Origin of the sequence: Microbacterium sp. NPDC089695 (assembly GCF_044749085.1) — a bacterium.
Taxonomy (GTDB): domain Bacteria; phylum Actinomycetota; class Actinomycetes; order Actinomycetales; family Microbacteriaceae; genus Microbacterium.
In genome coordinates this window covers 1,027,346-1,047,523 of the sequence record NZ_JBIVHG010000001.1, presented here as the reverse complement: position 1 = coordinate 1,047,523, position 20,178 = coordinate 1,027,346, and the positions used below count along the sequence as shown (strand labels likewise).

At 70.3% G+C, this 20,178-nt stretch carries 18 protein-coding genes; 10 read left to right on the top strand and 8 right to left on the bottom strand.

Annotated features, from left to right (window positions below; translation table 11 throughout):
- Window positions 1-32 precede the first annotated feature (32 nt).
- The 8 genes from ACIPYT_RS05180 to ACIPYT_RS05145 all read right to left on the bottom strand — a co-directional run bounded on the left by ACIPYT_RS05180 (window position 33) and on the right by ACIPYT_RS05145 (window position 12,229).
- Complete coding sequence (locus ACIPYT_RS05180) at window positions 33-335, bottom strand: DUF427 domain-containing protein (protein ID WP_401071295.1); 303 nt, start codon at window positions 333-335, stop codon at window positions 33-35.
- 147 nt (window positions 336-482) lie between these two features.
- Window positions 483-1,913: a dihydrolipoyl dehydrogenase family protein gene (locus tag ACIPYT_RS05175; RefSeq protein WP_401071293.1), complete on the bottom strand. Its 1,431-nt coding sequence runs from the start codon at window positions 1,911-1,913 to the stop codon at window positions 483-485.
- A gap of 226 nt (window positions 1,914-2,139) precedes the next feature.
- The gene (locus ACIPYT_RS05170) at window positions 2,140-3,501 is read right to left on the bottom strand and encodes an MFS transporter (RefSeq protein WP_401071291.1); all 1,362 of its coding nucleotides are present in this window, start codon (window positions 3,499-3,501) and stop codon (window positions 2,140-2,142) included.
- A gap of 213 nt (window positions 3,502-3,714) precedes the next feature.
- The gene (locus ACIPYT_RS05165) at window positions 3,715-4,824 is read right to left on the bottom strand and encodes a lactonase family protein (protein ID WP_401071289.1); all 1,110 of its coding nucleotides are present in this window, start codon (window positions 4,822-4,824) and stop codon (window positions 3,715-3,717) included.
- Between the two features lie 7 nt (window positions 4,825-4,831).
- Window positions 4,832-6,118 carry an adenylosuccinate synthase gene (locus tag ACIPYT_RS05160; protein WP_401071287.1) on the bottom strand — a complete coding sequence of 429 codons (1,287 nt, stop codon included), beginning with the start codon at window positions 6,116-6,118 and terminating at the stop codon, window positions 4,832-4,834.
- Window positions 6,119-6,253: 135 nt separating this feature from the next.
- Complete coding sequence (locus ACIPYT_RS05155) at window positions 6,254-8,500, bottom strand: CshA/CshB family fibrillar adhesin-related protein (protein WP_401071285.1); 2,247 nt, start codon at window positions 8,498-8,500, stop codon at window positions 6,254-6,256.
- A 128-nt stretch (window positions 8,501-8,628) separates the two neighbouring features.
- A complete protein-coding gene (locus ACIPYT_RS05150) occupies window positions 8,629-10,068 on the bottom strand; it encodes a mechanosensitive ion channel domain-containing protein (RefSeq protein ID WP_401071283.1) in 1,440 nt (479 codons plus the stop codon).
- Between the two features lies 1 nt (window position 10,069).
- Window positions 10,070-12,229 (bottom strand): adenylate/guanylate cyclase domain-containing protein, encoded by a 2,160-nt coding sequence (locus ACIPYT_RS05145; RefSeq protein WP_401071281.1) that lies wholly within the window; start codon window positions 12,227-12,229, stop codon window positions 10,070-10,072.
- A gap of 114 nt (window positions 12,230-12,343) precedes the next feature.
- On the opposite strand from ACIPYT_RS05145, the gene ACIPYT_RS05140 reads away from it, so the two are divergent.
- The 10 genes from ACIPYT_RS05140 (at window position 12,344) to ACIPYT_RS05095 (ending at window position 20,161) form a co-directional block, all read left to right on the top strand.
- A complete protein-coding gene (locus ACIPYT_RS05140; RefSeq protein ID WP_401071279.1) occupies window positions 12,344-13,051 on the top strand; it encodes a Pr6Pr family membrane protein in 708 nt (235 codons plus the stop codon).
- Between the two features lie 41 nt (window positions 13,052-13,092).
- The gene (locus ACIPYT_RS05135; RefSeq protein WP_401071277.1) at window positions 13,093-13,353 is read left to right on the top strand and encodes a type II toxin-antitoxin system Phd/YefM family antitoxin; all 261 of its coding nucleotides are present in this window, start codon (window positions 13,093-13,095) and stop codon (window positions 13,351-13,353) included.
- Window positions 13,350-13,613, top strand: coding sequence for a type II toxin-antitoxin system RelE/ParE family toxin (locus tag ACIPYT_RS05130; RefSeq protein WP_401071275.1), 264 nt, complete (start codon window positions 13,350-13,352; stop codon window positions 13,611-13,613). The genes ACIPYT_RS05135 and ACIPYT_RS05130 overlap by 4 nt, the downstream gene beginning before the upstream one ends.
- 153 nt (window positions 13,614-13,766) lie before the next feature.
- Window positions 13,767-14,921 (top strand): AAA family ATPase, encoded by a 1,155-nt coding sequence (locus ACIPYT_RS05125; protein WP_401071273.1) that lies wholly within the window; start codon window positions 13,767-13,769, stop codon window positions 14,919-14,921.
- Window positions 14,922-14,935: 14 nt separating this feature from the next.
- A complete protein-coding gene (locus ACIPYT_RS05120; RefSeq protein WP_401071271.1) occupies window positions 14,936-15,823 on the top strand; it encodes a DUF58 domain-containing protein in 888 nt (295 codons plus the stop codon).
- On the top strand, window positions 15,810-16,301 hold the full coding sequence (locus ACIPYT_RS05115; RefSeq protein WP_401071269.1) for a hypothetical protein: 492 nt from the start codon (window positions 15,810-15,812) through the stop codon (window positions 16,299-16,301). The genes ACIPYT_RS05120 and ACIPYT_RS05115 overlap by 14 nt, the downstream gene beginning before the upstream one ends.
- On the top strand, window positions 16,292-17,278 hold the full coding sequence (locus ACIPYT_RS05110) for a VWA domain-containing protein (RefSeq protein WP_401071267.1): 987 nt from the start codon (window positions 16,292-16,294) through the stop codon (window positions 17,276-17,278). The genes ACIPYT_RS05115 and ACIPYT_RS05110 overlap by 10 nt, the downstream gene beginning before the upstream one ends.
- Window positions 17,275-18,285 (top strand): VWA domain-containing protein, encoded by a 1,011-nt coding sequence (locus ACIPYT_RS05105; protein ID WP_401071265.1) that lies wholly within the window; start codon window positions 17,275-17,277, stop codon window positions 18,283-18,285. The genes ACIPYT_RS05110 and ACIPYT_RS05105 overlap by 4 nt, the downstream gene beginning before the upstream one ends.
- Window positions 18,282-19,052 carry a hypothetical protein gene (locus ACIPYT_RS05100; RefSeq protein WP_401071263.1) on the top strand — a complete coding sequence of 257 codons (771 nt, stop codon included), beginning with the start codon at window positions 18,282-18,284 and terminating at the stop codon, window positions 19,050-19,052. Before ACIPYT_RS05105 ends, ACIPYT_RS05100 begins: the two co-directional genes overlap by 4 nt.
- Entirely contained in the window at window positions 19,046-20,161 is a 1,116-nt protein-coding gene (locus ACIPYT_RS05095) for a hypothetical protein (protein WP_401071261.1), read from the top strand. The genes ACIPYT_RS05100 and ACIPYT_RS05095 overlap by 7 nt, the downstream gene beginning before the upstream one ends.
- The last annotated feature ends 17 nt before the right edge of the window (window positions 20,162-20,178 follow it).

Here is a 20,178-nt window from a genome sequence, read left to right as displayed (position 1 = left end):
GACATCGGCGCCGTGGCGCCGCCAGACGGTGGTCATGCCTCGATCTGCACGCGGGGGTCGAACGCGACGAAGCCCGAGAAGTCCTTGCCCACACGGTCGAACGCGGAGGGGTAGGGCGTCGGGTACGACCAGGCGTAATCGGTGTGCAGCTCGCCGCCCGCCTGCACGGAGTAGTACTGCGCCGCGCCCTTCCACGGACACGTGTACGGGGTGGGGCTCTCGACGAGCGCACCCTCGGCGATCGCCGCGGGCGGGAAGTACCAGTTGCCCTCGATGCGGGCGAGATCGCCTTCGTCGGCCTCGGCGATGACGGTTCCTGCGAGTACAGCCTTCATGGTCCTGCCTCCTCGGATGTGGGTATGAGCGTATAAGAGGGATGCGACATCCGTCGCGGGCTTGCGCCATGGGTCGTCAATATGAGAAACAATCCGCGTCCTGTTCGGCACGATGCACCGGACGGATTGGCCCGGGATGCAGGATGCTCAGGCCGACTGCCGTCCGTATCCTTCCAGCAGCCGCAGCCAGATCTCGCTGACCGTCGGGTACGCGGGCACCGCATGCCACAGCCGGGCGATCGGCACCTCCCCCGCGACGGCGATCGACGCGGCCTGCACGAGCTCGGCGACCTCGGGCCCGACGAAAGTGGCCCCCAGCACGACGTCGCGCGCGCTGTCGACCACGAGGCGCGCCTGTCCGGCGAAGCCGTCTTCGTAGACGCTCGACCCTGCGACCGCTCCCAGGTCGTAGTCGACCACGGCCACCTCGTGCCCGGCCTCGCGCGCCTGCGCCTCGGTCAGGCCGACCGACGCGACCTCCGGGTACGAGAACGTCACCTGCGGGGCCGCGGTGTGGTCGGCCGTCGCGACGTGCCGCCCCCAGGGGGCGTCGTCGACGGCATCCCCGTGTGCACGCGCCGCGATCACGTCGCCCGCCGCGCGCGCCTGGTACTTGCCCTGGTGCGTGAGCAGCACCCGGCCGTTGACGTCGCCGACCGCGTACAGCCACTCGGATCCGGGGACGCGCATGGTGTCGTCGACCTCGATCCAGCGCCCCGGCTCGAGCCCTGCGACCTCCAGGCCGAGGTCGCCGCTGCGCGGCTGACGCCCGGTCGCGACCAGGACCTCGGATGCCGTGACCGTCGACCCGTCGCCGAGTTCGAGCGTGACGCCGTCGTCGCCGCGGGTCACCCGGGTCGTCTCGGTGCCGGTGCGCACGTCGACGCCGAGCTCGGCGAGGCCCTTCGCGACGAGGTCGCCGACGAAGGGCTCGAGCGCTCCGAGCAGATCGCCGCGCGCGATCACGGTGACGGTCGAGCCGAGCGACGCGTACACGGTCGCCATCTCGACCGCGACGACTCCGCCGCCGATCACCGCCAGTGACGCGGGCAGCTCCTGGGCGCTGGTCGCCTCGCGACTGGTCCAGGGCTCTGCGTCGGCGAGGCCGGGGATCGGCGGGATGACGGGGTCCGACCCCGTGCTGATCGCGACCGCATGACGCGCACGGATCACGCGGGTGCCGCCGTCGGCATCCGTCACCGTGACCTCGCGCTCGCCGATCAGACGGCCTCGGCCACGCGCCAGGTCAATCCCGGCCGACTCGAGCCACTTCACCTGCCCGTCGTCCGACCAGTTGCTCGTGAACGAGTCGCGGCGGTCGAACACCGCGCGCACGTCGAGGGTGCCGGTCACGGCCTGCGCCGCGCCGCCGACCTTCTGCGCCGCACGCAGCGCCTGCGCCGGCCGGAGCAGGGCCTTCGACGGCATGCACGCCCAGTACGAGCATTCACCGCCGACGAGCTCGCTCTCGACGATGATCGTGCGCAATCCGCCTTGCACGGCGCGATCCGCGACGTTCTCGCCGACCGCTCCGCCACCCAGGACGATCAGGTCGTACTCTTCGGTCTCCGCAGCCATGGGGTCACCTCTCCGTCGACGGTCCGTGTCCGTCGCCCAGTCTTGCTCAGAACCAACGCCGAGTCACGGGGCTGTTGTTCCGGGCGGGTCGGCTGCGGCGTGTCGAGACCGGCCTCGCGTCGTCCGTTGCCTCGGCCATGTGCGCGTGCTTCGGCCGTTCTCGGGCGCGGTGGCCGAGGGAAGCACATAAGGCCGAGCGAAGATACCGGTCCGAGGATGCCGCGACTCAGCGCCTCGGCGCGACCCGAGGGGCGAGTACGGCGGCGGCGAGCGCGATCACGGCGGCGAGGGCGAACACCGCGGCGAACGGATCCCCGACGGATGCCGAGGCGAACAGCACACCCGTCACGGCGAGCGCGAGGGCGCTGCCGAACGAGTCTGCGACGGTCATGGCCGAACTGTTGAAGCCCTGCGTCTCGGGGGCAGACATCTCCAGGGTGAGGGCACTGGTGCGCGGGCTCATGAGACCCATCCCCGCTCCTGCGACGATCCACGCGACGACGATCACCGCGAGCGGGGCGTGAGCGAGAACCGAGACGAGCGCCCCGACGACCCCCGTGGCGACGAGAGCCGTGCCGAGGCGCACGGCGACGACGCTCGACAGCCGCGCACCCATGCGACCCTGCACGGTCGCCGCGGCCGACCAGGTGAGCGCGCCTCCCGTGAGGGCGAGGCCCGCGACGGTCGGAGACAGGTCGTAGGCGTCGGTGAGCAGATAAGGCACGTACACCTGGGCCCCGAAGAAGCCGGCGGCTCCGAGTCCGCGCACGAGGATGACGGAGGGGAGGCCGCGCCGCGACCGCAGTGCCCCCGCCGGCAGCAGCGGACGCACGGCCACGAGGGCGACGACCACGGCCACTGCGGCGAGAACGGGACCCGCACCCGGGACGTCGCCCACGAGACTCAGCCCGAGCACCGCGACGGCCGCGAGCACCGACCACCCGAGGCGGCCGAGCGCCCACGGCATGCTCGGATCGCCGTCGCCCGCCAGCCCCCGCAGGGCGGGTACGACCATCAGCAGGGCGGGGATCACCAGCAGCACGACCCCGAGGAACACCCAGTGCCAACTCCACAGCTCGGTCACCGCTCCCGCGACGGTCGGCCCGACGAGCGATGGCACCACCCACGCGGCAGCGAAACCCGCGAAGATCGCCGGATGCAGCGTCGTGGGGTACACGCGGGCGACGACCACGTACAGCGCGACCATGAGACCGCCGTTGCCGAGCCCCTGCGCGAAGCGACCGGCGACCAGCACCTCCATCGTCGGGGCGAATCCGGCGACGAGGAGGCCGAGCACGAACAGAGCGACCGCCGCGAACAGCGGGGCGACGGGACCGCGACGATCGGCCCAGTCGCCCGCGACGACCATGCCGGTCACCCCGGTCGCGAGGGGGCCGGCGAACGCGAGGGCGTAGAGGCGCCCGCCGTCGAGGTCGGCGCTCACGGTCGGCATCACGGTCGTGACCGCGAGCGACTCGAACGCCCCGAGGAAGACGAGCGCGCACGCTCCGATCGTGATCCACAGGTAGCCACGGCTCAGGATGCCGGGAGCCCGCATGGTCGGGGTCGTCCCCGTGTCGAGAGTCATGATCTCGACCGTAGAACCTCAAGTTACCTTGAGGTCAAGCGCGAGCATCCGGCCGGTCGTCACGATTGCGCGCCGTCACTTCGGGGGCCGACACGCCAGATATCGGACGGAGGCCGCCCATACGGCCGCGATGTGGCGTGTCGGCCCCCGGAGTGGGGTGGGGGAAGGCACCCGAAGTGGGGTGGGGGAAGGGGTGGGGGAAGGTGGCCGGGCTCAGCGCACCGGCAGGAGGTGCGTGGGCGTCGGCGCCTGCGCCACATGACGGATGCCGAGCGCGGCGCCGGTGCGCTCGTCGAGGTCGAGCAGGGCGACCGTGTCGGACCGCTGCCCCGCGACGAGCAGCTTGCCCTCGTGCACGAGGTGGTGCCGCGGCCAGTCGACGCCGGAGTCGGCGAGCGCCACCGGCTCGAGCGTCTCACCCGCACCGCGCACCCGCAGCGTGGCGATCGTGTTGCTGCCGCGCAGCGCCGTGTAGAGGAACTGCCCGTCACGCGTGCGTGCGAGCTCGGCGGGGAAGTCGACGCCCACCTCGGCGATCGGACTCGACAGCACCGACGACACCACGCGCCAGACGCCGTCGGGGCCGGCGGCCAGCGTGAACACCTCGCACGAGTACTCGGTCACGACGTGCAGGTGACCGCTCGGGTGCACGACCATGTGCCGCGGTCCGGTGCCCTGCGGCAGCGACACCTCGTGGTCGAGCGTGAGCCCGGCCGGAGTCGGACGCCAGAACCGCACGAGGTCGAAGCCCAGATCGGTCGTCGCGATGCGACCGTCGGGCAGGAAGGCGGCGGCGTGCGCATGCGAGACGCGCTCCTCGCCGGTCGCCGTGAGCGCCCCGGCGTGGGGATCGGATGCCGCGGCGGCGACCCCCACGGGAGCCGAGGTCTCGACCGGTTCGCCGAGGAGGGCGGCCCGGAGCTCGGCGGCCCTGTTCACGGCATCCGGGACGAGCGATCCGTCGGCGGCGATGCCGATGCGCACGACGCGACCGTCTCCGTAGCAGCTGGCGACCAGATACGTCCCGGTGGGCGAGACCGCGACGTGGCACACGTACTGCCCGGCCTCGACCGGGTCTCCGACGGGCTGCAGCGTCGATTCGCCCGTGCGCCGGAACGCCTGCACCACGGCATCCCCCTCCTGCGCCGCGTACACGACGTCGAGGGTGGGGTGCTGAGCGAGCCACGACGGCGACGCGGTCTGCGTGACCGCACCGCGGTACGAGAGCTTCGTCGGCGTCTGCTCGTCACCGGCGAGCAGGCCGATGCCGTCGGCGGAGCCCTCCATGGCGGCGCCGTAGCCGCCCAGCCAGAACCGGGTCATGCCGCGATCAGTCGAGCAGGTCGGTGCGCACGACGACCTGGTCGCGCTCGGGGCCGACGCCGATGACCGAGATGCGCGTATTGCTCATGCCCTCGAGCGCCAGCACGTAGTCCTGCGCGTTCTTCGGCAGGTCATCGAACGTGCGCGCGGTCGAGATGTCCTCGGTCCATCCCGGGAAGTACTCCAGGATCGGCGTCGCGTGGTGGAAGTCCGTCTGGTTGACGGGCACCTCGTCGAAGCGCTCGCCGTCGACGTCATACGCGACGCACACCGGGATCTGCTCGAGCCCCGTGAGGATGTCGAGCTTCGTGAGCACGAGGTCGGTGATGCCGTTGACGCGCGTCGCGTAGCGCGTGATCGGGGCGTCGTACCAGCCGACGCGGCGCGGACGGCCGGTCGTGGTGCCGAACTCGAAGCCGCGCGAGCGCAGCCAGTCGCCCTGCTCGTCGAACAGCTCTGTCGGGAACGGACCCGATCCGACGCGCGTCGTGTAGGCCTTGACGATGCCGACGATGCGGTCGAGCGCGCCGGGGCCGACGCCCGAACCGGATGCCGCGCCCGCGGCCGTCGCGGTCGAGGAGGTCACGAAGGGGTAGGTGCCGTGGTCGATGTCGAGCATGGTGGCCTGGCCGCCCTCGAACACGACGACCTCGCCGCGGTCGAGCGCCTCGGCGATCAGGTAGCCGGTGTCGGCGACCATGGGTCGCAGCCGCTCGGCGTACGACAGCAGCTCCTCGACGATCTCGTCGACCGTGACCGCGCGGCGGTTGAAGACCTTCACCAGCAGGTGGTTCTTCTGGTCGAGGGCTCCCTCGACCTTCTGGCGCAGGATGTTCTCGTCGAAGAGGTCCTGCACGCGGATGCCGACGCGGTTGATCTTGTCGGCGTAGGCCGGGCCGATACCGCGGCCGGTCGTGCCGATGTTGCGTTTGCCGAGGAAGCGCTCGGTGACCTTGTCGAGCGTGCGGTGGTACGCCGTGATGATGTGGGCGTTGGCCGACACCTTCAGGCGGGAGACGTCGATGCCGCGGGCGCCGAGCGCCTCGAGCTCGTGGAACAGCACCTCGAGGTCGATCACGACGCCGTTGCCGATGACCGGCGTGACACCGGGCGACAGGATGCCGGACGGCAGCAGGTGCAGCGCGTACTTCTCGTTGCCGACCACCACCGTGTGCCCGGCGTTGTTGCCGCCGTTGAACTTCACTACCCAGTCGGTGCGCTCACCGAGCAGGTCGGTGGCCTTCCCCTTGCCCTCGTCGCCCCACTGGACGCCGACGATCACGATTCCTGGCATGGGTGTCCCCCTTGCTGACGCCGGGTTTCCACCGGCTGATGAGCTGGCCCTCTTCGGGCGACCCCATCCTATCGAAGGTCGTTCGCGCGCCTCCCGCGCGCCGGCGCCCCCTCCTGCGCGCCGGGTTCACGGAGGTCAGCGCCATGGGGCGCCGTGGTGCCGGCGCGCGACGACGAGCAGCACGCCGACGGCCGCGGCCAGCGCGGCGAGCGCGGCGACGGCCACCGCGGCCGCACCGCCGGACTCGGCGAGGCCCTCGGCCGCGGGGCGCGCGGACGGCGGCGCGGCGGTCGGCGGCACGACCGCGCCGAACACGGTGGTGACCGTGTCGGATGCGGTCACCCTGTCGCCGTCCGGCCCTGTCGCGCTGACGGTCGCGGAGTTCACGACCCGGCCGGCGGCGAGATCTCGCGAAGTGAGGGTGTACGAGACCGGGCCGCAGGTCAACGCCGCGCCGGCCGCGAGCTTGGTCGACGGGCATGCGACCGCGATCGCAGGGTCGGCGACGGCGATCCCCGAGACCTCGGCGTTGCCGGTGTTGACGATCTCGAACGCGTAGTCGATCACGTCGCCGACACTCGGCCCTCCCGAATGGTCGGCGTCGACGAGCCCTCCTGACGTCTTGTCGAACGCCACGCTCGCCGCCACCGCCTCGTTCGTGATGACGCATCTCGCATCCTGGTTCGCGAGCAGAGGAGGGATCGTCCACCGTGGCGCGGCGCCCGACGCGTCGATCGGCCGGTCATCGACCGTGCACGAGATCACGCCGGGGAGATACTGCGTCGCCGCGCTCCCGACGACCGCGTCGGTCACCGCGTAGGCCGTGCCGGGTGCGACGATCATCCGACCTGTGGTGGCGCCCGCATCCGCCCCGGCTGTGGTGACGGATGCGACGGCAAGGCCGTCGAGCGCGAGGCCGACAGTGAACTGGTCGGCGGAAGACGCGCGGCTCTCGACCTCCTTCACGATCTCGACGGTCGTCGTGAGATCCAGAGTGACCCGGTGATCCTCGACTTCGCCCGAGAAGGCGAGGCCGCTGGGTGCGGCGACGTCCTCCTCTGTGGCCGCGGCGCGCAGGCGCAGGTAGGTCGCAGCCCCGGCGGTTCGACCGACGACCGTCGAGGGGATCGTCCACGACACGACGGCGGTCCGATCGGGCAGGCACACGGCCGTGGAAGACCTCTCCGCATCGTCGACGAAGTCACCGTCGATGTTCCAGTCGATCCATCCGGCGACGACGCCGCCCGGCGTGTGACAGGTCACGGTAGCGCGGTATGCGCCGCCCACCTGGCCCGTGATCGACGTGTCGGCCAGTGCATCCTCGTCGTCCGCGGGGCCGAACACCCCGGTGACGCCGTCGAGATCGTCGCCGTCGGCCCCGACGGAGGGGATCCCCGCGGTCTCCGGATCGAACTCGGCCCCGAGGCCGAAGGCGCCGCCGCCCGCCCATCCGAGCAGGAACGTCTCGTCGTTGACGTCCGTGGGCGTTCCGACCGGAAGCGTCCCCCCGGCATAGGTCGGCGATCCGATGTGCCCCGCGACGCCGTACCCCGTGGGCGCGTCGCCGAAGTCGGTCACCAGCACGACCCCGAGCGCGAGCGCCGAGACTCCCCCGCCCTGCAGCTCGATGCGGGCGGAGGTGGCCCCCTCCATGAAGGCCACGGCGGTCGGCCCCTCCGCGCACAGCGACGGCGGCCCGGCCAGACGCAGCACGTTCTGCGTGTCACGCGTCGCCGAGGTCGACGACGTGCATCCCTCGCTCCGATGACGGTCGATCACCCGCCACGTGGCGCTGGAGCTCGGCGCCGCCTGCACGTACTCCATCTGATTCGGCTCGGTGATGCTCTGCTCGGCGTCCGCGACCACGAGCCCGGCGAGTGGGACGGGGCCGCCGGAGGCAGTGGCGGCGACGCACGAGACGTCGACGTCGACCCGACTGCCGCTGACCGCGTTCGCCAGACCGTTGACGAGGGAGTTCGACGCGTTCGGTCCGCCGATGTTGTAGAGCTCGTCGAGACCGTCGCCCTGCCAGCTGCCCGGACGGTAGGCCGTGAGCATCGGCGCCGTCTGATCGGCCTGCGTGCCGCTGACGTCGCTCGCGGTGCACGTCGTGGTGACGGTGACGCCGCCGACCACCCTGGTCGTCGTCCCCTGGAACCCCGAGTTCGGCAGCGCCTGCCCGTCGCCGCCCCAGACGATCCAGTCGATCGCTTCGAGGAAGCGCCCCGCGCCGCCCGTCGCCGGCACCGCCGCCGCGTCGGGAGGTGCGACGACGGCCGAGGCCCCTGCACCGCCGAGCAGGATCGCGAACCCGGCGATGCACGCCGCACGTCGATGCGCGCCCCACGTCGCCCCACGTCGATGCGACTTCTCCGCACGCACGCGACCTCCCGACCACCTCACGTGCTCCGGACGCACGCCGACCACGATGGTAGGTCGCGCAACGGATCACGTGGCCGATCGGCAGCACAGCATGCCGGGATACCGGAATGAAGGGATCGCGCCGCGGTTCAGCGTCTGTCGAGGCCGCGCCGCAGCGCTCCCCGCTGCGCCTCCACGCTGTCGAGCATCTCGCCCGCGAGCTTGCGCTTGAGCTCGAGCGACTCGCCGATCTCGGCCGCCAGTCGGGGACGGGTGCGGATCAGCTCGTCGACCGTCGCGAGCGGCAGCACGACGACCGTGAGGATCTCGCCGGCGACCGTGACCGCGAGGGTCTTCTCTCTGGTCAGCGCGGTCTGCCCGATGAGGTCGCCCTTCTCGGCCGTCGCGAACTCGACGCGACCGCCGTCGACGTCCAGGGCCAGCACCGCGCGACCCGACACCACGACGCGCACCTCGTCGGGGACGACACCGCTCGCGAGCACGACCTCGCCGACGCCGTAGCGTTCGAGATGCGAGCCCTGCAGCATGGCCTCGAGGTCGTCGTCGTGCAGGTGCAGCGTGCCCGCGATCGCGGCGAGCGCCTCCGCGAGACGATCGGGCTCGGCGATCGGGTCGGTGTTGTCGCCGTCGAGCGCGAATCCGTGGCGGCGCGCGGCGTACCAGAGCCACGACAGGTAGGTCGAGAGCGCGCGCCCGGCATCCGCGGGTCCGGCCACGGGGATCGAGACGCCGAACGCGCCCGCACCCGAGTAGCTCGCCGTCGTGCGCTCGCCGGGCGCGAGCATCGGCAGGGCGTCGCCGACCTGGATGAGCAGAGCGATCACCTCGTGCGGCGGATCGTCGGTCGCGAACTTCACCGACGCCTCGGCCGAGTACGGGCCGTCGGGCTCGGAGAGGTTCGTGAACGATGCGCCCGAGAGGCTGGAGTTCGGGACGATCTGGATGCCGGAGCCGGTGTCGATGTGCACGGCGCGCCAGTTCACCTCGACGACCCGTCCGCGCACGCCCGCGGCGTCGAGGAAGTCGCCGATCTTGAACGGCTGCTCGAACAGCAGCAGCAGACCCGAGATCACGCCGCCGACCGCGTTCTGCAGGGCGAGGCCGATGACGATCGAGCCGACGCCGAGCGCCGTGAAGAGGCCGCCGACGTCGGCATCCCAGACCCAGGAGAAGAGCAGCGCGAGCCCGAGTGCGACGAGCACGAGACGGGCGATCTCGACGAAGATCGTCGGGATGCGCTTGCGCCAGGAGTCCTCCGCCGCGTTCGCGAACAGCGCGACGTTGAACGACGACAGCAGCAGGAGGATCACGAGGAAGCCGAACACGGTCGCGACGACCCGCGTCCACACCTGCTCGGCGGGCGACTGGATCGCGAACGCCAGCAGGGCGAACAGCGCCCCGACCGGGATCACGCCGTTGCGCAGCAGACGCAGCGGGCCCGCGACGGGGTTGTTGCGACGGCGCAGGCCGTTGATCAGCTCGGTGAGGACGACCAGCAGCACCGGCACGCCCACGGCGAGGGCGACGACCCACCAGCCCCATCCGTCGCGGAACGCGTCCTCGAGCATGTCAGGCCGCCTTCCAGACGGTCTCGGTCTTGCCGTGGGCCTCGATCGTGCCGGCCTCGGTATACGTGAACACCTCGCGGGTGCGGTCGTACACGGTCTGACTCACGTACACACCCGGGTCGCCGGTCACCGAGCGCACCCGGTACGCGAGGTTGACCGCGTCACCCCAGAGGTCGTACGCGAGGCTCGTGCGTGCGACCAGACCGCTCGTCACGGTGCCGGTGTCGACGCCCGCGCGGAGTCCGATCGTCGTGCCGTTCTGGGCGTTGAACCGCTCGACGACGCCGAGCACGCTCTTCGCGAAGTCGACGCTCCGGCGCACGTTGTCGACGCGGGGGACGATGAGTCCCGACGACGCCAGGTATCCGCCACGGAGCGTGCGCACCTTCTCGACTCCGGACTTCTCGGCGGCCTCGTCGAAGCCGCGCATGAGCGTGTTGAGGTGACTGATCTCCTGCTCGGGCGACAGACCGCGCGCGTAGTCGTCGAAGCCGATGAGCTCGGCGAACACGACGGAGACGTTCTCGTGCGCCTCCGAGATCGCCTCGTCGCCCTTCTTGTACTTCGCGGCGACGCTCTCGGGCATGAGAGTGAGCAGCAGCCGCTCGTTCTCGTCCTGCTGCTCGTCGATCAGTTCCTGCTTGATGCGCAGGCTCGACGCCATGTCGTTGAACGCACTGCCCAGGTCGCCGAACTCGTCGCGCGAGCCCTGCGGCACCTGCACGTCGAGGTCGCCCTCGGCCACACGATGCACCGCTCCGACGAGGCGGTGGACGGGTCTCGTGAACACCTGGGCGAGCAGGAGCGACAGCAGCGAGACGCCCAGCAGGATGCCGAGCAGTGAGAGCAGCACGGTGCGGGTGAACTCGGTCACGGGAGCGAACGCCTCGGCGGAGTCGATCCGCGCGATGATCACCCAGTCCAGCCCCTCGATCTCGAGAGGAGCGTAGGCGGTGACGCTGTCGCCGCCGAGGTAGTCGCGTCCGGTCGTCGTGCCGGATTCGCCGGCCTGGGCGTCCTGCACGGCCTTCGTGTCGACCGGCTGCAGCAGCACGGTGCCCTCGACCTCGACCGCGCGGGCCGCGATGCTCGGGGCGATGCCGCCGTTGACCGCGCGCTTCTCGTACTCCTCGGGATCCTCGATGAGGATGCGCGAATTGCTGCGCATGAGGTCGTCGCGACCGACGAGGTAGACCTCGCCCGTGTCGCCGAGACCCTGATCCTTCCATCCCTCGTTCCCCGTGGTGAGGTCGTTGATCGTGTCGATCGACACCTGGAACGCCATCGCCCCGGTGACGCGGCTGTCGTTGCCCACGGGCGAGATCACCCACATGGTCGGCACACCGAGCGAGGGCACCCAGCGCTCGAAGTCGGTCAGGATGACGGTGCTCACCGAGTTCGTGGCGATGGCCTCGGCGTAGGCGTCGGCGAGCATCGTGTCACGGTACGGCCCCGTCGAGAGGTTGCTGCCGAGCTCGACGCCCTTGTACGCGGAGAACACGATGTCGCCGTCGAGGTTCATGAGGAGCGCGTCCTCGTAGCCGGCTTCGCGCACGAGCCGCGAGAAGTAGTCGCCGTAGCGGTCGGAGGCGGCGGCGTACGCGGAGCCGTCTCCGGGGTCGTTGTCGTCGAGGAGCAGGTCGTAGTCGCCGTCGAAGTCCTGGTTCTGGGTCGTGAACGCGGCCTGGAGGTGCTGTCCGGCGACGGAGGTCGGGATGAACGCCTCGTCGCCGTAGGAGTCGCCGGTGCGCGTCTCGAGCTCGGGGATGAAGACGTCGGCGTAGTAGGTCTCGAGGGCCGCGCGCTCGGCCGGGTCGGACTCGCCCTGTTCGAGCTCGGCGTAGCCCTCGTTGATCGTGGTCGACAGCGTCTGCGCGCTGAGGTTGCGGGAGTGCAGCGACGCGTCGCGCTTGACGGCGTCGATCGCCGTCGTGATCTCGGCGGCGCGCATCGAGCGGATCGTGATGAGCTGGTCGATGGCCGCATCGTGCAGGGACTGGCGACCGTTGAGGAAGCCGATCGTTCCGACGATCACGGATGACGCGAGACTCACCGCCAGCAGCATGATGAGGAGTTTCGACTGGATGCTCAGTCCGGCCCTCCCGCGCCACGACCTCCGGCGCGTCTCGCCGCCGCTGTTCCCCGCCGTGCCGTCGCTCATATGGGCCCCTCCGCCGCGCGTACCGCCGTTCTGGTTCCGACCCTAGCGATATATCGAGATTCTGGTCTAGGTCGGGACGGGCAACATATCGATAAAGTGTGCGCGGAGGTGGAGATGACGACCTGGTGGCCCTACGCACGACTCGCAGCCGCGGCGCTCGGACTCGCGGCGGTGATCGCGCAGCTCTCGCTGACCCTGCAGATCGCCGCAGACGATCCGACCCCCTGGGGCAGTCATCTCCCCACCGTCTGGTGGAACTTCATGAGCTTCTTCACGATCGACTCGAACATCATCGCGGCCGTGGTGTTCGTGATCGCGGCAGTATGGGCCATCCGCCACCGCGGCGACGACGAACGCGAGCCGCGCTGGCTCGCCGTGCTCCTCGTGTGCGCGAGCACATACATGATCGTCACGGGCATCGTCTACAACACGCTGCTGCGCGGCATCGAGCTCCCACAGGGCGTCACGGTGCCGTGGTCGAACGAGGTGCTGCACGTGATCTTCCCGCTGCTGCTCCTGCTCGACCTGCTGTTCGCCCCGCGACGCCGCGGCCTGCCGTGGAGCACGGTCGCGATCGCGGCGATCTTCCCGCTCGTCTGGGCGGTCTACACGATGATCAGGGCGAACCTCGTGATCGCGCCCGCGACGGGCGAGGCATGGTGGTACCCGTACCCCTTCCTGAACCCGCACAAGGTACCGGGCGAATACCTCGGCGTCGCCGGGTACATCGTCGGCATCGCCGTCGCGATCATCGGCGTCGCGTGCTTCGTCGTGTGGGTGGGACGCCGCCGCGCGGCATCCGTCCTTGAACCAACCCTTTAGTACTTTCGTGCACTTATGTACATAAGTGGTACTCTGAGGTCGTGAACACGATCAGCCGCAGCGTCCCGTCGAAGGATCTCCGCGACAACCTGGCCGACGTCCTCGGTGGCGTGGCGTACGGTTCGGAACGCGTCGGAGTCACCCGCCACGGCAAGCTCACCGCAGTCGTGATCAGCGTCGACGATCTCGAACTGCTCGAAGAACTCGAAGCGGCCCGCGATTCTGCCGAGTTCGCGGCGGCGCGCGCGGCCGATGACGGCACTCGCGTCTCGCTGGATGAGCTGCGCGCCGACGTCGCGTGAGCGGCTATCGGGTCGAGTTCACGGCCGCGGCCGCCAGAGAGATCCGCAAGCTGGACCCGCAGATCCGCCGGCGAGTACTCGCCGGTATCTCCGAGCTCGAGCGTGAGCCGCGGCCGCACGGCGTGCGCAAGCTCGCCGGCTTCGACAATGCATGGCGGGTGCGGGTCGGCGACTATCGCGTGCTGTATGAAGTGGTCGACGACCAGGTGCTCGTGACCGTGGTGCGTGTCGCGCATCGCCGGGACGTCTACGACATCTGAGACGCTCCCTCAGGATGCACCCGGGAGTTCGCCGACGGCGCCCGCAGCCGCATGGGGAGAAGTCCCCACCCGCCGCCGGGAGGCGCGTCGGAGGATGCGGTTACGCTGGTGCCCGGGGGATCGTCGTGGTGTCCCGAGGGAACGAGGAGACTGATGAACGAGTCGTACGCACCGGGAGCCTCCGCGGGATCCACGCCGCCGCCCCCTCCTGCCCCCTCGGCCGCGCCCGCACCGCCCGCCCCTCCGGCGCCGCCCGCCACTCGCGCGGAAGCCGCCGCCGCCGCGCAGGTTCCCGCCTCGCCGTCGGCCTCCACGAGGTCGGAGGCGCCGACCGACGCCGAGCTGCGTCGCGCAGAGGCCGTGCTGAAGACCGTCTCCGACGCCTACTCGGCCAAGATGGTCGGCCAGGAGCGCCTCCGCATGAGCCTGCTCATCGCGCTGATCGCGGGCGGTCACATCCTGCTCGAGAGCGTGCCGGGTCTCGCCAAGACCACCGCCGCGAGCACCCTGGCCGACACCGTGAAGGCGCAGTTCAAGCGCATCCAGTGCACGCCCGACCTGCTGCCCAGTGACATCACCGGCAACCAGATCTACGACGCCGCGACCGGGTCGTTCCGCACCGTGCTCGGCCCCGTGCACGCGAACTTCGTGCTGCTCGACGAGATCAACCGGTCGAGCGCCAAGACCCAGAGCGCGATGCTCGAGGCGATGCAGGAGCACCAGACCACGATCGGCGGCGAGGTGCACCACCTGCCGCAGCCGTTCCTCGTGATCGCGACGCAGAACCCGATCGAGCAGGAGGGCACGTACGAACTGCCCGAGGCGCAGATGGACCGGTTCCTGCTCAAGGAGATCGTCGAGTACCCGAGCCCGGCCGACGAGTTCGAGATCCTCGGACGCATCGACTCGGGCGTGCTCGACCCCGACCGTCACGTCGAGAGCGCGATCACCCTCGACGACGTGCGGATGCTGCAGGACGTCGCGAGCCGCATCTACGTCGACCCCGCGATCCGCAACTACATCGTGTCGATCGCGTACGTCACCCGGAACCCGGCGCCGTACATCGGCGAGGAGCGCGCCCGCTACATCAAGTACGGCGCGAGCCCGCGCGCGAGCATCGCCTTCCTGCAGGCGTCCCGGGCGCTCGCGCTGCTGAACGGCCGCGCGCACGTGCTCCCCGAAGACATCCGCGCCCTGCGTCACCTCGTGCTGCGCCACCGCGTGCTGCTGACCTTCGAGGCCGACGCCGAGGGCATCCGCAGCGAGGAGATCATCGACCAGATCTTCGGCGCGGTCCCCACGCCCTGACGCGGTCTGCTCCCATGGCCAGCCTGATCACCCAGGTGAAGAGCAAGCTCTTCATCCACTCGTCGCGCAAATCGCTGCACGCGCTCGACGGCGCCTACGCGTCGCTGCTGCACGGCCGCAGCCTCGACTTCGAGGACCTGCGCAAATACGAGTACGGCGATCAGGTGCGCGACATCGACTGGCGTGCCACGGCACGACTCGGCACCCCGCTCGTCAAACGCCACCGGGCGATGCGCATGCACACCGTGATGTTCGTGGTCGACACCGGACGCTCGATGGGCGCGCTCGCGCGCGACGAGAAGTCGAAGAAGGACCTCGCGGTCCTCGCGACCGGCGTGCTCGGTGTGCTGGCCCTCCGCCACGGCGACGACTTCACCCTCGTGTACGGCGACGCCGACCGTGTGCGCCGGCGCGCTCCCGGGCGCAGTGAGGGCGCACTGGAGCACGCGCTGCGAACGGTCGATCGCGCCATCGACGAGAGCAGGGCGCCCAGCGACCGCGACGCCCTGCTGTCGTACGTGGCCCGCACGATCTCGCGCCGCATGATCGTCGTGATCGTGACGGACGAGGCTCCCGTCACCGAGGAGACCGAGCGGATGCTGCGCCGGCTGCGCGTGCAGCACGACGTGCTGTGGCTGACCGTGCGCGACGCCGAACCCGTGCTCGACCACCGCACCGCGGCCTCCCGCCTCGACGTCGACAGCCTGTGGGAGGTGCCCGACTTCGTGCAGGGCGACGCCGACATCGTGCGCGAGCTCACGGCGCAGACCGAGGCGGATGCCTCGCGCCTCGCCGAGCTGCTGACCCGCATGGAGATCAGTCATGGGGTGCTCGCCGACCAGGACGACGCCGTCTCGCAGCTGCTGCAGCTGCTGAATCGGAGGTCGAATGCCCGGCTCTGATGAGCTCTATCCTCCGGCGCAGTACGGCTGGGGATGGATCCTGCTCGCGATCGGCATCCTGGTGCTGCTCGTCGCCGCTGCCTGGCTGGTCGCGGCGTTCACGCGCCCCCGACGCGACCTGACCCTGCGCCGCGCGGGCGACATCCCCACCCTGCAGACCGTCGACGTGCTCTCGCAACTGCGCGTGGAGTACCTCGAGCGGGTCCAGCGCATCGAGGACGACTACCGGGCTCGGACGCTCACCGCCCGCAACGCGAACCTCGAGCTGAGCCGCGTCGTGCGCACGTTCGTGAACGAGTACAGCGGTCTGGAGGCCCCGGTCCTCGCCCTCGACGACCTCCGGGCGCGCGGCGTGCACCCGGCACTGATCGACGCCGTGAGCCGGCACTACTACCCGAGCATCTTCCGTCAGGGCCCGTCGATCGACCCGCTCGCCGGGGCCGAGGCCGCGAGGACGGTGGTGCGCACATGGCACTAGCGAACGGATGGCTGATCCTCGTCGTCGCCGGAGTCATGGTCGCGGCGATCGTCGTGGGCGTGCTGCTGGGACTGCGCGGAACCGGCCGCGGTGGCGTGCACGCGCAGGCTCGCGTCGCCAGGGCCGAGCGTCTGCGCGCCCTGCCGACGTTCCGGCAGGCGCTGAACCGACGCGTGCTCGCGCTCTCCGGCATCCTGCTGCTCGGGGTCGTCGCGATCCTCGCGGCCGGGGTGGTGTCGGCGCGGCCGATGTCGTCGCAGACGATCCAGCCGGTCAACACGAGCCGCGACATCATGCTGTGCCTCGACGTGTCCGGATCCATGAGCGAGGTCGACGTCGAAGTGCTCACGGTGTTCGAGGAGCTCCTCGACGACTTCGAGGGCGAACGCATCGGTCTGACGATCTTCAACAGCTCGCCCGTGCAGATCTTCCCGCTCACCGACGACTACGAGTTCATCCGCGGGCACATGCAGAGCATCCGCGAGAGCTTCGACTACCTCGACGAGATCCCCGAGCACTGGGTCGGCACGCTCAACGGCGAAGGCGCCTCGTTGATCGGCGACGGGCTGGCATCGTGCGCCATGGCCTTCGACCACCCCGACGACGATCGGTCGCGGTCGATCATCTTCGCGACCGACAACGAGATCAACGGCGCATCGATCGTCACGCTCGACGAGGCTGCCGCCTACGCGGCGTCGGTGGGGGTCCGCGTGTTCGCCCTCAACCCCGTGCAGGACAAGGACGCCGCGGTGAGCGCCGAGCTCGCCCGCGCGGCCGAGGCCACCGGCGGCGCGGCCTACGGTCTGCGCGACACCACGACCGTGAGCGACATCGTCGAGCAGGTGCAGGAGCAGGAGGCGACCGAGCTCACGGGTCAGGCCCAGGTCGTATGGACCGACACCCCCGACCTCTGGATCGTCGTGCTGCTGATCTCCGCACTGTCGTTCGTGGTCGTGCTCTGGAGGGTGAGACTGTGACCTTCCAGCCCGTCCTCAACGTCTTCCTGCTCGTGCTGCTCTGCGCGCCGATCGCGGCGATCGCCGTGCTCGCCCTCGTCAAGGCACCCGGTCGCACCAAGGCGCTGTGGGCGATGCGCATCGTGATGCTGCTCGCCGTGTTCACGATGCTGCTGCGACCCGGCATCCCCGGCGGATCGACCCAGACGCTCGCCACCGACACCGACATCGTGCTGGTCGTCGACACGACCGCGAGCATCGTCGGGGAGGACTGGGGCGACGGCGCCCCGCGACTCGACGGCGTGCGCGCCGACGTGCAGCGCATCGTCGAGGAGTACCCGGGCGCGCGCTTCGCGCTCATCACGGCCGACGCCTCGGCCGATCTGCGGCTGCCGCTCACGACCGACACGACCGCGCTCGTCTCGTCGCTCGACGTGCTGCGGCCCGAGGTCACGAGCCAGTCGCGCGGGAGTTCGATCGGCATCGCGAACCAACTGCTCGCCGACACCCTCGAGAGCGCCGCCGAAGCGCAGCCCGACCGTTCGCGCATGGTGTTCTACTTCGGCGACGGCGAGCAGACCGTCGACTCGCCGCCCGAGCCCTTCGACGGCAGTGAGAAGTACACGGACGCCGGCGCGGTGCTCGGCTACGGCACCGACGAGGGGGGTCCGATGCGGCTGACCACCGGCGCCGTCGGCACCTCGTCGGGCGAGTACATCCAGTACGAGGGAGCGGACGCCCTGTCGGTCATCGACGAGACCAATCTCGAGAGGATCGCGGAGCAGCTCGGCGTCGAGTACCAGCACCGCACCGCCGACGCGGAGCTCGTGCTGCCCGAGCCGCCGTCGACCACGACGAACTACGCCGCATCGGGCTCGGTCGGCACCGTCACCGAGCTGTACTGGATCGCGGCGCTCGTCGTCGCCGGACTGCTCGTGATCGAGCTCGCGCGCGCCAGCATGCTCGTCGCGCGCCTGCGGCACCTGCGTGCTCCCCGCACGACGCCGACCACCGGAGGTGACGCATGAGCGCCATGATCGAGTCCGACGAACTGCGCGCCCAGGCGGCATCCTCCCTCCTGGCCTCGAACAGGCGGCGCCGTCGCATCCGTCGGTGGATCGCGATCGGCACCCTGCCGCTGACGCTCGCGGCGCTGCTGTTCGTCGGCAAGATCCTGAGCATGTACGCGTTCGCCCACCAGTCGATCAGCGCCTACGTCGCCGACGACTTCTCCGCGGCGGAATCGGCGGCGCGCGGACAGGAGTTCCTCAACTGGTTCGAGCCCTACAAGGCGCCCTTCAACGTCGGCACCGCGCTCGCCGGCGCCGAGCGTCTGCCCGAGGCGCGCGAGAAGTTCGAGGAGTCCCTCGACCTCGCGACAGGACTCGAGGTGTGCATGGTGCGCATCAACCTCGCCCTGGTGATCGAACGCATGGGCGACGCCGCGCGTGCCGACGGCGACGGGGTGACGGCCGCGCAGCTCTACGGCGAGGCGCTGACCGTCACGGCCGACATGCCCGCCGAGTGCAACAGCGAGGAGGCTCAGCAGCAGTCCTCCGACCCGAATCGGAGCATGCATGACAGCCAGGACGGCCTCGAGGACCGCCTCAAGCAGAAGCAGCAGCAACAGCAGGAGCAGCCCGAACCGGAGGAGGAGCCGCAGGAGCAGCCCGACCCTCAGCCCTCGGATGATGCGCTCGAGAAGCTCAAGGACAAGCTCGAGCAGGGCACGCAGGAGCGCGACCAGCAGCAGGGCGGCGACGAGCCCGGTTCGGGGACGGACAGACCATGGTGATGGATCACGAGAAGCAGCGGGCGCGGTACGTCGCCGATACCGAGGGCGCCCCTCCCGTGCCGCCGCCGGGCGGGTACCAGGGTGCGCGGCGCCAGTCGTCGTCCGTGGTGCTGCCGCCGACGGACCCCGGCGCGATCGGCACGGCGACGGCCGACGCCGACGCGAAGAAGCCCGCGAACGCCGTCGGATGGATCGCGCTGATCGGCGGCATCCTGTTCGCCGTGACCCTGCTCGTGACCCTCGCGGCGGGCGCGACCGACGCCCTGTACGGGGTCACGATGATCGCCCTGCAGCTGACGGTCGTGGCCATCGCGATCGGCGCGCTCTTCACAGGGCGCGGCCGCACGTTCGGCGCCATCGCGCTCGCGATCGCTCTGGTCGTGAACGTCGCGACGATCGGCGGGGTGAGCGCCCTGCGCACCTCCGCCGCCGGCGGCTACGAGGGCATGAAGTCCGAGGAGCAGAAGCACGAGGAGGCCTACCCGGGCATCAAGGGCACCGACCCGCAGACCACCCTGCGACAGCAGTCGCTCGAGCAGGTGCAGGCCGAGGCCGAGGCCCTGTTCGCCGACATCCGTGCCAGGATCACAGCCGAGTTCGGGTACGAATGGGTGCAGGTGGGCGACGAGGACTTCCGACCCGAGCGCAATGGCTACGGCGGCGAGTCGATGCTGGTCGAGTACACCTCGGTCGGATGGGCGACGACCGAACCGATCCAGGACTACGACCGCAAGCTCGCGGTCATGGACCTCATCGACGACGTCGTCACCGAGCACGGTCTCGCGTACCTGTACTCGTTCAACGACGCGAACTCGGGCATCGACGCCTCGATGAAGGCGAAGCTCTACGGCAGCGAGGATCCGCGTCTGCAGCACACGTGGGAGTACTACACGGAGAACTATCCCGATCCGCTGCGCTTCTACGCGAACATCTACGACCTGTCGCAGGACCCCACCGGCGGCTTCCGCACGTCACGGGAGGCGCAGAGCGCCCGCACCGGAGAGCCCCTGGAGGGGTTGCAGATCACCGTGATCGCGAGCGGGGTGCTCAGCGAGGCCGACCGCGCCGAGTTCGAGGAGAAGCTCGAGGACTATCCGGGCTTCTTCTGACCGGGTGGCGCCCCGGT

Bases quoted from the DNA above. Each gene is read 5' to 3' on its own strand.
- ACIPYT_RS05180 (WP_401071295.1), bottom strand. From the start codon at position 335: ATGAAGGCTGTACTCGCAGGAACCGTCATCGCCGAGGCCGACGAAGGC.
- ACIPYT_RS05175 (WP_401071293.1), bottom strand. From the start codon at position 1,913: ATGGCTGCGGAGACCGAAGAGTACGACCTGATCGTCCTGGGTGGCGGA.
- ACIPYT_RS05170 (WP_401071291.1), bottom strand. From the start codon at position 3,501: ATGACTCTCGACACGGGGACGACCCCGACCATGCGGGCTCCCGGCATC.
- ACIPYT_RS05165 (WP_401071289.1), bottom strand. From the start codon at position 4,824: ATGACCCGGTTCTGGCTGGGCGGCTACGGCGCCGCCATGGAGGGCTCC.
- ACIPYT_RS05160 (WP_401071287.1), bottom strand. From the start codon at position 6,118: ATGCCAGGAATCGTGATCGTCGGCGTCCAGTGGGGCGACGAGGGCAAG.
- ACIPYT_RS05150 (WP_401071283.1), bottom strand. From the start codon at position 10,068: ATGCTCGAGGACGCGTTCCGCGACGGATGGGGCTGGTGGGTCGTCGCC.
- ACIPYT_RS05145 (WP_401071281.1), bottom strand. From the start codon at position 12,229: ATGAGCGACGGCACGGCGGGGAACAGCGGCGGCGAGACGCGCCGGAGG.
- ACIPYT_RS05140 (WP_401071279.1), top strand. From the start codon at position 12,344: ATGACGACCTGGTGGCCCTACGCACGACTCGCAGCCGCGGCGCTCGGA.
- ACIPYT_RS05125 (WP_401071273.1), top strand. From the start codon at position 13,767: ATGAACGAGTCGTACGCACCGGGAGCCTCCGCGGGATCCACGCCGCCG.
- ACIPYT_RS05120 (WP_401071271.1), top strand. From the start codon at position 14,936: ATGGCCAGCCTGATCACCCAGGTGAAGAGCAAGCTCTTCATCCACTCG.
- ACIPYT_RS05115 (WP_401071269.1), top strand. From the start codon at position 15,810: ATGCCCGGCTCTGATGAGCTCTATCCTCCGGCGCAGTACGGCTGGGGA.
- ACIPYT_RS05110 (WP_401071267.1), top strand. From the start codon at position 16,292: ATGGCACTAGCGAACGGATGGCTGATCCTCGTCGTCGCCGGAGTCATG.
- ACIPYT_RS05100 (WP_401071263.1), top strand. From the start codon at position 18,282: ATGAGCGCCATGATCGAGTCCGACGAACTGCGCGCCCAGGCGGCATCC.
- ACIPYT_RS05095 (WP_401071261.1), top strand. From the start codon at position 19,046: ATGGTGATGGATCACGAGAAGCAGCGGGCGCGGTACGTCGCCGATACC.